This window comes from Streptomyces sp., assembly GCF_031181555.1.
Taxonomy (GTDB): Bacteria; Actinomycetota; Actinomycetes; order Streptomycetales; family Streptomycetaceae; genus Streptomyces; species Streptomyces fimbriatus.
Genome location: NZ_JAPSKQ010000212.1, coordinates 1 through 9,231, shown reverse-complemented (window position 1 = coordinate 9,231; position 9,231 = coordinate 1). Strand labels below are relative to the sequence as shown.

At 71.1% G+C, this 9,231-nt stretch carries 6 protein-coding genes and 1 pseudogene; 1 reads left to right on the top strand and 6 read right to left on the bottom strand.

The window, feature by feature from the left end; all coding sequences use genetic code 11:
• Window positions 1-240: pseudogene (locus tag RIM90_RS28375) on the bottom strand (RNA polymerase sigma factor SigF); the annotation flags it as partial.
• Between the two features lie 401 nt (window positions 241-641).
• On the opposite strand from RIM90_RS28375, the gene RIM90_RS28370 reads away from it, so the two are divergent.
• Complete coding sequence (locus RIM90_RS28370; RefSeq protein ID WP_375165590.1) at window positions 642-2,183, top strand: PHB depolymerase family esterase; 1,542 nt, start codon at window positions 642-644, stop codon at window positions 2,181-2,183.
• Window positions 2,184-2,394: 211 nt separating this feature from the next.
• Here RIM90_RS28370 and RIM90_RS28365 read toward each other — a convergent pair whose 3' ends face one another.
• From RIM90_RS28365 to RIM90_RS28345, 5 genes are all read right to left on the bottom strand, one after another.
• Entirely contained in the window at window positions 2,395-3,195 is an 801-nt protein-coding gene (locus tag RIM90_RS28365) for a GNAT family N-acetyltransferase (protein ID WP_309063607.1), read from the bottom strand.
• A gap of 444 nt (window positions 3,196-3,639) precedes the next feature.
• Window positions 3,640-4,053 carry a hypothetical protein gene (locus RIM90_RS28360; protein WP_309063609.1) on the bottom strand — a complete coding sequence of 138 codons (414 nt, stop codon included), beginning with the start codon at window positions 4,051-4,053 and terminating at the stop codon, window positions 3,640-3,642.
• A 126-nt stretch (window positions 4,054-4,179) separates the two neighbouring features.
• Window positions 4,180-5,256 (bottom strand): lytic polysaccharide monooxygenase, encoded by a 1,077-nt coding sequence (locus tag RIM90_RS28355; protein WP_309063606.1) that lies wholly within the window; start codon window positions 5,254-5,256, stop codon window positions 4,180-4,182.
• A gap of 95 nt (window positions 5,257-5,351) precedes the next feature.
• The gene (locus RIM90_RS28350) at window positions 5,352-7,550 is read right to left on the bottom strand and encodes a glycoside hydrolase family 3 N-terminal domain-containing protein (protein WP_309063605.1); all 2,199 of its coding nucleotides are present in this window, start codon (window positions 7,548-7,550) and stop codon (window positions 5,352-5,354) included.
• 120 nt (window positions 7,551-7,670) lie between these two features.
• Window positions 7,671-8,804: a cellulose binding domain-containing protein gene (locus RIM90_RS28345; protein WP_309063604.1), complete on the bottom strand. Its 1,134-nt coding sequence runs from the start codon at window positions 8,802-8,804 to the stop codon at window positions 7,671-7,673.
• Window positions 8,805-9,231: the final 427 nt, after the last annotated feature.

The following is a 9,231-nucleotide window of genomic DNA, read 5'->3' as shown; positions in this document are numbered from 1 at the left end:
CATCTCCTCCGGCCCGCGGCTGCGGAACCGGCCGGCCGCGAAGCGGACCAGGGACATGTTCATCTCGATCAGCGTGTTGCGCGCGTACTGGTACTCGGGCGTGCCCTCCTCCAGTACCGCCAGCTGCCGGAAGAAAAGCTTCGACAACTCCCGCGCGTCCCTGGGCGCCACCTTCGACGGATCCGCCGTCTCCGGCATCCCGGTGGTGATCTCGTCGGTCCGCACGGTCGTCATCGTCATGATGCACCCTTCCTGTCCAGCGACTCCACCGTCGGCAGACGACAGAGCGCATTCCCCGACTTCGACCGTACATGCCCGGAACGAGACGAACGGTGCCGGGTTCCTTGCGGCGGACGCGGGACCCGGCCTCGTGCGAGGGGGCCGTCGCCGTGCTCACCCCCGTCGGCGCGGAGCTGCTCGTGCCCTCGTGTCCGGACGCGCCCACCGGCGTCCGGATAGCAGACGGCGTGTGGCGGCACAACCCGTCCGTGTGCACATCGTGCCGGACAGGCTGTGGTGCCCCACGCCATACCGTCGTTCGTCGAACCACCCCTACGGTGCCGGGCACCGGACCGCTCCCGCCGTTCCGCATCGGCGGAGTGATCCGGTGTCCCCCCACCCGAGCACCCGAGGGAGCCGCCATGCAGTCGCCGCCGACACGGGGAGCCGCCGCCCCACCGTGCCCCGCCTCTTCAGCGCCGCCGTCCGCCGATCCGCTGCCGCACCCGGCGGAACGCGTGTGGCGAGCTCTGCTGTCCCGCCTGGTGGTCGTGGTGGTCCTCGCGCTCGGAGCGGCTCTGACCGGTCCGGCACCGGCCGCCCACGCGGCGGCCGGACTGATCGGGGTCACCGGCTTCGGCACCAACCCCGGTCAGCTGAACATGTACGTCTACCGGCCCGCCTCCCCGGCCCCGAACCCGGCGGTGGTGTTCGCGCTGCATGGTTGCACGCAGAACGCCCAGGGCTACGCCGACCACTCCGGGCTTCCCGAACTCGCCGACCGGTACGGGTTCCTGGTGGTGTTCGCGGAGACCACGACCTCGAACAACCTCAACAAGTGCTTCAACTGGTTCCAGACCGGTGACAACCGCAGAGGCCGGGGCGAGGCCGCCTCCATCCGCCAGATGGCCGCGCACACCGTCTCCGCCTTCGGCGCGGACCCCCGGCGGACCTACGTCACCGGCCTGTCCGCCGGAGGCGCCATGACGTCGGTGATGCTCGCCACCTACCCGGACGTCTTCCGGGCCGGCGCGGTCGTCGCCGGACTGCCCTACGGCTGTGCCGACGACGTCCTCGGCGCGTACTCGTGCATGAGCCCCGGAACCGACCTCGCCCCCGCCCAGTGGGCCGAGCGGGTTCGCGACGCCCATCCCTCGTGGTCCGGCCCGTGGCCGCGCGTGGCCGTCTGGCACGGCGACCGGGACACCACCGTCGTCCCACGCAACGCCGACGAACTCCGGGACCAGTGGACCGCGCTGCACGGCCTGCCCCAGACCCCGAGCCGCACCTCGGTCATCGGCCCGAACTCCACTCGGCACGAGGAGTACCTGGCCGGAGACGGATCGGTGGCCGTCGAGGTGAACCGCGTCCCGGGCATCGGGCACGGCACTCCGGTCGATCCGGGCAGCGGCACCCAGCAGTGCGGCAGCACCGGAGCCGCGTACTTCCCGGACTCGATCTGCTCCAGCTACTGGATCACACGGTTCTTCGGCCTGGAGGATCCCGGCTCCGAGCCCGGTTCGCTGCCCGCTCCGACCGGTCTGGCCACCACCGGCACCACCGACACCAGCATCGGCCTGAGCTGGAACCCGGTCGACGGCGCCACCGGTTACGCCGTCCACCGCGACGGCTCCCCGATCGCCACGTCCGGCTCGACGTCGTACACCGACACCGGGCTGTCCCCGGGCTCCTCCCACACCTACGCGGTGGCCGCCCTCGGCGCCGACGGCAGGACGGGACGGCTCTCCGGTGCCGTCACCGCGCGGACCACCGGTGCCACGGCCGCCTGCTGGACCGCCACCAACTACGCCCACGTCCAGGCGGGACGCGCCACGACCAGCGGCGGCCTCACCTACGCCGTGGGCTCCGGCCAGAACATGGGTCTGTACAACACCTTCGTCACCCGCACTCTGAAGGAGTCGCCCGTCGGTTACTTCACCGTTGCGGACACCACCTGCCCCTGAGGGAGGCCGTGCGGCTGCCTCACGGCCGCCGGGGTGCCTTGCCGGGCACGGACGCCGACGCAGCGCGACGGAGCGTCGGTTCCACGGGTACGGCTGCCGGTCCCCCTCGCGGTGGGTGGGGACCGGCGATGGCCATGCGGCGGGCTGCGGCCGAGGCGCCGACACCGCATCACGGTTCCGGATCCGGCCTCGCCCCACGCCGCCCTCCGGGTCAGTCCTTCAGGGCGTAGAAGCGCATCGGGGAGTTCGGCTCGAAGCCGATACGCGGATACACAGGGGCCCCGGCGGCGGTCGCGTGCAGGGTCGCCCGGGTCGTTCCGGTGGCGCGGGCGCCCTCGTGCAGTGCCTTTCGCGTCACCGCTTCCGCGTAGCCCCGGCGCTGCCGCTTCGGATCGGTGGCGACGAGCATGACGAAGAGACGGCCCTCCACCTCCATCGTGGCGGCGCAGGACACGGGGGTGCCGTCCCGTACGCCCAGGTAGGCGTACACCTGGTTCTTCCACAGCGTGGAGCGGGCGAGACCGTCACGACCGTCCTCCAGCGGGAAGCCGTAAGCACGCGAGTTGATGTCCGCAAAGGCCTGCAGGTGTTCGTCGGCGGTCACGCGTACGAACGTCAGGTCGGGGTGGGTCGGTTCGGGGACGGGCAACAGGTCTCCTGCCATGCCCGTGCCGGGGAAGGCGTGCACGAGGCCCGCCTTCCCGGCCGCCGTCCCGAGCACTGCGCGTGCCTCGTCGTCGAGGAGGTCCTCGAAGACCCACAGGAAACCCGGACGCTTCTTCGACCGCATGATCTTCGCCGCCTCGTTCAGGCGCTGCTCCAGGAGTCCGGCGTCCGTGCCGACCTCGGTCAGCGTGACGCAGTTCCAGAAGGCGAACCGGCAGTCGGCCCAGCGGACGGCGATGCCCGGAAGGTCGCGGACATCCGCATCCGGATCTCGGTCGAGGACCATGACCCGCCAGGCGGCAGCGAGTTGTTCCATCGATTCGACCGAGTCCGCGAGATCGTGCATGGGAACCCCTCGATTCGTCGAGCATGTGGAAGTCGTCCGAGCAGCACACGCCTCCTGCCCATCGCAGAGCTCGCTCATCCCCCATCCGCTCCGACGAGACCTGAAAGCGTCAGATGTCCCGGTCTTGCGGACGGCGGCTCGCAGGTCGTCCGGTCACGTCCCTCCCCTTGAGCGCCGGCATCCCCGTCCTGCCACCGCCCGCCGGCCGCAGGCGCCGGCCCATGGCAGCCCGGCACACGACACGGCTACGAACTCACAGCCGCCGCGCCCGGACATGGGGCAGGGCTCCCGCCGGAGGCGACCGCCGGACGGGCCGAGCACCTCTCCCACGGGGCCGGTGACCCCGTTTCGTGCCGTTCCGCGCCTTCGAAGGAGGGTGAAGGTCGTGGAGATCATGGACAGCTCCCGCGATGAGCGGGAACACCAGGCGACCGCCGCCGCCCGCTACGACGAGACCGGCGAGCAGCGCCGAGAGGTCGAGCGGCAGTAGGAGGCCGGCGTCGGCTTCCCCGACTCGCCGGAAGCACCGGCGGTGCGGCGGCCCGCCTGCTCGGCCGGCAGGCCGTGCCGGTCGCCACGGTGATGGAGGCGGTCCGCACCGAACCCCCTGGCGCCGTCCGCCGCGTTCGAGCGGATCCTCGGCGTGTCCAAGGAGCCGCGGGCATGGGGCTTCCTGCCGCGCGGCGCCCGGGCCGCACGCAGCATCGCCCGGATCTCGACGCGGGAGAACGGTCGCGAGTTGCCGATCGGCAGCGGTTCCGGCGGCATCGTGTGGACCAGCAGGACCACCGCCGGCAGTCCCAGCCCGGCCTCGGTGAGCAGGATGCCCCTGCTCCGGTCCACCACGTCCGCGAGCACACGGCGCGCCCTCGTCACGAACAGGCGTGCGCAGGGCCGGGTTCCTCGGGAAGACCCGGCCCTGCTTGTCGGCTGTCGCACCCGTACGTCGCCTTGGCACGGCGCTTCCGGTCGGCGGGACGGACGCTACGGCGCCACGCAGCCGATCGTGCCGACCGGGAAGTCGTTGCCCGATGACGTGGCCGTGAAGCCGAACGTCACGCTCCCGTCAGGATTGATCACGCGGTTGTGATCGGCGTTCTTCACCGTCACCGCTCCGTCGGATCCGGTGGCCAGGGAGCCGTTCCACACACTGCTGATCCGGGTGCCGGGACCCGGCTTCCACTGCACGGCCCAGCCGTCGAGCGGTGACGTCCCGTGGTTCATCACCTCGACGGAGCCCTGGAAGCCGCCGCTCCAGGAGTTCACCACGTTGTAGACGGCCATGCAGGAACCGGTGTGCGTCGGCGTGGGAGTCGGCGTCGGGGTCGGGGTCGGGGTGCCGCCCGGGTTCCGGATGCCGGTCACCTCGCCGTTGCCGCCGTCGAAGACGATGTCGGAGCAGGAGAAGAAGTTCTCCTGGCTGTCCGAACGCACCCACTGCATGAAGATCAGCGCGTCGCCGGAGCGGCCGGAGGGCAGCTTCAGGTCCCAGTGGTAGTGGCCGCCGTTGGTGCCCGGTGAACCCTGCTGGGGCGGGTTGGTGACGGTCTGGATGAGCTCCAGGTCGTCCCAGCCCAGCTGGGACGTGGGCGACCAGCCGGGCTTGGTGAGGTAGACCCGGAAGTCACCGGGGTGGGCGGCCCAGTTGCTGTACTGCACCTTGATCGTCGCTCCGGACGTCAGATGCGTCCGGGGCCAGTCGGCGCGGGCCGCGTTGTAGGCGGAGAAGTCGTACGGAGACCGGTCACCGGCGCTGCAGAGAGTGCCGTCCGGTACGTAACCGGGGCCTCGTCCGGCGGCCCTGGAGTCGAGGACGGCGAACCAGTTGTACAACGCCGACGAGCCGCTCTTGCTCAGCGCGTCCCTGCACGCCGGGTTGGTCGGGTTCAGCGCACCGGTGCCGGTGATGGCGTCCAGCTGGCAGAGGTAGGTGCGCGAGCCGGGCATCATCGCCACGCCGTGCGCCTGCGCGTTGTTCTGCCAGAGGAAGCTCAGGCCGAGTCCTCCGAGCAGGGTGGCCAGTACCGCGGCCAAGGAGACGAATCTGCTGCGTAAGGTCATGGGATCTCCCGTCCCGATAGCGAACCGATCATGACAAGTGGAGGGAGCTGGAACCCGCCCGTCCGGGGTGGGCACCGGCCGGACGGGCGGGGGCTTCAGGAGCCGGTGCACTGCGGGGCGGGGGCGCCCGCGGTGCCGTTCGCGGTGAAACCGAACGAGGTGGTGGCGCCTGGTGAGAGGGCGCCGTTGTGGGCGGTGTTGCGGACGGTGGCCCGGCCCTGGGCCACCGACAGCGTGCCGTTCCAGAGGTTGGTGACGGCCGACCCGTCCAGGTCCCACTCGACCGACCAGCCGGTCAGCGGTCCGGTCCCGGTGTTCTTGACGGTGACCTCCGCCTGGTAGCCGCCCGACCAGGAGGAGGCGAGCCGGAACTGGGCGGTGCACGCCTGGGGCTCAGGGGTCGGCGTGGGGTCCGGTTCCGGGTCCGGTGCGGTGTCGTAGGACAGGCCGTGGCCGTACGGGAAGAGCGGGGTCTTGCCGTCGCCGTCGTTGATGGGCTGCTGGGAGGCGCTGCGCATCCACGTCACGGGCAGCTTGCCGGTCGGGGCGTGGTCGCCGAACAGCACGTCGGACACGCCGTTTCCCTCGGTGCCGGGCAGCCAGGCGGCCAGCAGCGCCTTCCAGTCGGGCAGTCGGTCGGCGATGTCGAGCGGACGCCCGGAGACCAGGACCACGACGACCGGCACGCCGCTCGCCTTCAGCCGGGCGAGGGTCTGCAGGTCCTCCTGGTCCAGCCCCATGCTCCCGGGCCGGTCGCCCCGTCCCTCCGCGTAGGGCGTCTCCCCGACGACGGCCACGGCGGCCGTGTAACTGCCGTCGATGCCGTTGCCGTAGCGGTCGTACGTCACCCGGGACGGGTCGGTGACGGTGGCGCGGATGCCCTGCAGGATGGTGGTGCCCTCGGTGACGGGGCCGCTGCGGCCCTGCCAGCCCACCGTCCAGCCGCCGCTCTGGTTGCCGATGTCGTCGGCGGACTTGCCGGCGACGAACAGCTTGGCGTTCTTCGCCAGCGGCAGGACGCCGCCGTCGTTCTTCAGCAGCACCTGCGAGGCCCGTACGGCCTCCCGGGCCAGCGCCCGGTGCTCGGCGGAGCCGACCTGCGAGGTGAAGGAGCGATCGGTGAGGGGGCGTTCGAACAGGCCGAGCCGGAACTTCTTGGTGAGGATGCGGCGGTTGGCGTCGTCGACGCGCGCCATGGAGATCCGGCCGGCGCTCACCTCGCCGCGCAGCAGGCTCAGGAACTTCTTGTAGTCGTGCGGCACCATCACCATGTCGACGCCCGCGTTGACGGCCGTGGTGATCTCGGCGGCGGTGAAGCCGCTCCGGCCGTCGAGCTGGTCGATCGCCGCCCAGTCGGAGACGACGAACCCGGTGAAGCCCAGCTCCCCCTTGAGGACGTCGGTGACCAGGTACTTGTGGGCGTGCGACTTCACCCCGTTCCAGCTGCTGTAGGAGAGCATCACCGAGCCCACGCCCCGCCGCACCGCCTCCTGGAACGGCGGCAGGTGGACCGCGCGCAGCTCGGCCTCGGACAGCTCCGTGTCGCCCTGGTCGACCCCGCCGGTGGTGCCGCCGTCGCCGAGGTAGTGCTTGGCGGTCGCGAGCACCGAGGCCGGGTCGGCGCCCAGGGTCCCGCCCTGCATGCCGGTGACGAACGTGGCCATGGAGGTGGGCAGTTCGGGTTTCTCGCCGAACGACTCGTAGGTCCGGCCCCACCGGTCGTTGCGGACCACGCACAGGCAGGGCGCGAAGGACCAGTCGATGCCGGTGCCCGCCACCTCCTCGGCGACCGCCCGGCCGATGCGCTGGACCAGCGCCGGGTCGCGGGTGGCGCCGAGGCCGATGTTGTGCGGGAAGACCGTCGCGCCGCGGACCGCGTTGTGCCCGTGCACGGCGTCGATGCCGTAGATCATCGGGATGCCCAGTGGGGTGCCGAGGGCGGTGCGTTGCAGCGAGTCGTACGTGTCGGCCCAGGTCCGGGCGTTGTTGGGGCTGACCGTGGAGTCACCGCCGGAGAGCACCGAGCCGATCCGGTACGTGGCCAGGTCGGACTGCGGGACCAGCGCGTCCTTCTCGATCTGCGTCATCTGGCCGATCTTGTCGTCCAGCGACATCCGGGACAGCAGGTCGTCGACGCGGTCCGCCACCGGCAGTGACGGGTCCTGGTAGGGCGGAGCGGCGGTCGAGGACGGCTCCGGGGGCGGAGCGGCGCCGGTGAGCCCGGTCAGGGACAGGGCCACGGCACACAGCGCGGCGATGATCGCCGGGCGGCGGGGGGACGGCGAGCGGCTCATGCGGACGGGCCTTCCGGGACGGTCCGGCAGGGGGCGGCCCCGGGGCCCGCCCTGTCGGTGCAGGGAGGAAGAGCAGGCCCCGGAGCAGAGGGACACGGCGGGCGCGGCCCGCCGGTCGCGTCACGCGGTCGTGCAGGCGGTGCCGTTCAGGCTGAAGCCGTTCGGCTGCGCGAAGGTGCCGCTGTAGGTTCCCTGGAACCCGAAGCTCTGGCTTCCGCCGGGCGCGATCCGCGCGTTGCTGTTCAGCCCGCTCGCCGTGACCGCGCCCGAGGAGGGAGTGACGGTGGCGTTCCAGGCGTGGGTGATGCGCTGCCCGGAGGGCAGGGTGAAGGCGAGCTTCCAGCCGTCGACGGCGGACGAACCGGAGTTCTTCACGGTGACGTTCGCGGTGAAGCCGCCCGGCCAGACGTTCGTCGCGTACGACACCGTGCACGCCACCGGGCCGCCGGGGCCGGGGTCGCCCGGGGTGCCGCCGCCGGTGTTGACGGTCGAGGAGAAGGAGTTCACCGCGAGCCCCGTACCGTTCTGCCAGGGTTCGAAGCCCGCCTGGACGCTCGTCAGGTACCAGTCGTCCTGCGCCATTCCGCGCGCGACGGCCTGCCGGACGAAGTCCATGACGTCGAAGCTCCAGCTGCTGATCGCCGAGGGGGCGACGAAGGACAGCACGTCGTTGGAGCCGTTGCTGCCGGACCACACCTGCCAGGTGCGCCCGCCCACGGTGGCCGTGCCGACCTGGGAGCCGATCGGCTGGATCGGGCCCACCTTGTTGAACCAGATCATGATCTCGGTCCGGTTCACGCCGTCGGTCCGGGGCGTCGGGTCCAGCCAGATGTCGTACGAGGCGTTGTACACGGCGTCGCTGACATAGCCGTAGGAGATGCTGCTGGGCGCGCCGGAGATGCCGCTGATCCGCGCCGGGAGGTTGGTTCCCGGCGAGCAGTTGGTGTAGTGACAGCCGTTGAAGACCGACGGGTACGACTTCGGGGCGCCGTTGGTCGGCACCGAGCCGTCGGCCTGCGTGACCCGGAAGCCGGTGTCCGTGGCGGTGACGCACTGGGTGGCGCTGGTGCCCCAGCGGTTGTTCTGGACGACGTAGCGCCCCTGGATCGTGGTCGATCCGTACGGTTCGCAGATCGTGGTGTCGGCCTGCGCCGGCGCCGTCGCGGTCACCAGCGCCGCGACCGTGGCGAGAGCGGTGAGCAGTGTTGCGAGCAGGCCGCGTACGGCGCGGGTTCGGTGCGGTAACCGTCGCATGCGGGGGACCTCTCCAAGCGGGTGCGGGGGCCGACCGGCGGGAGTGCTTCCCTCCTTCCGTGAATGGGAGCGCTCCCATCAATCGGTTCGAACGGGACTGTAGAAGGCATACATGTCCCTGACAAGACTGTGAGCGCGGACGTGTCGAAGCAAATTCGAAGGCGCAGGTCAGACGCGATGATCCACAAGGGGGGCATCCACCGGAAGCACTCGGAAACACTCCGAAACATTCGGTGACGGCGTGGTCCGTGCGCCGGACAGCGGGCAGGGGGGCGGCACCGAGCCCATTCCTTCGGCGCGACCAACTCAACAGCCTCATCCATGAGTACGCGCAGGTCGCATAGAGTGAGGCAGGTTGTCGGCACGCACAAGCCTGGTCAGGAAGCGCTTGGCGGCCTGTGCATCCCGCTTGCCCTGGACGAGGATG

What these genes read in the sequence shown, in the direction of transcription:
- RIM90_RS28345 (WP_309063604.1), bottom strand. Translation starts at nt 8,804, where the DNA reads ATGCGACGGTTACCGCACCGAACCCGCGCCGTACGCGGCCTGCTCGCA.
- RIM90_RS28365 (WP_309063607.1), bottom strand. Translation starts at nt 3,195, where the DNA reads ATGCACGATCTCGCGGACTCGGTCGAATCGATGGAACAACTCGCTGCC.
- RIM90_RS28355 (WP_309063606.1), bottom strand. Translation starts at nt 5,256, where the DNA reads ATGACCTTACGCAGCAGATTCGTCTCCTTGGCCGCGGTACTGGCCACC.
- RIM90_RS28370 (WP_375165590.1), top strand. Translation starts at nt 642, where the DNA reads ATGCAGTCGCCGCCGACACGGGGAGCCGCCGCCCCACCGTGCCCCGCC.
- RIM90_RS28350 (WP_309063605.1), bottom strand. Translation starts at nt 7,550, where the DNA reads ATGAGCCGCTCGCCGTCCCCCCGCCGCCCGGCGATCATCGCCGCGCTG.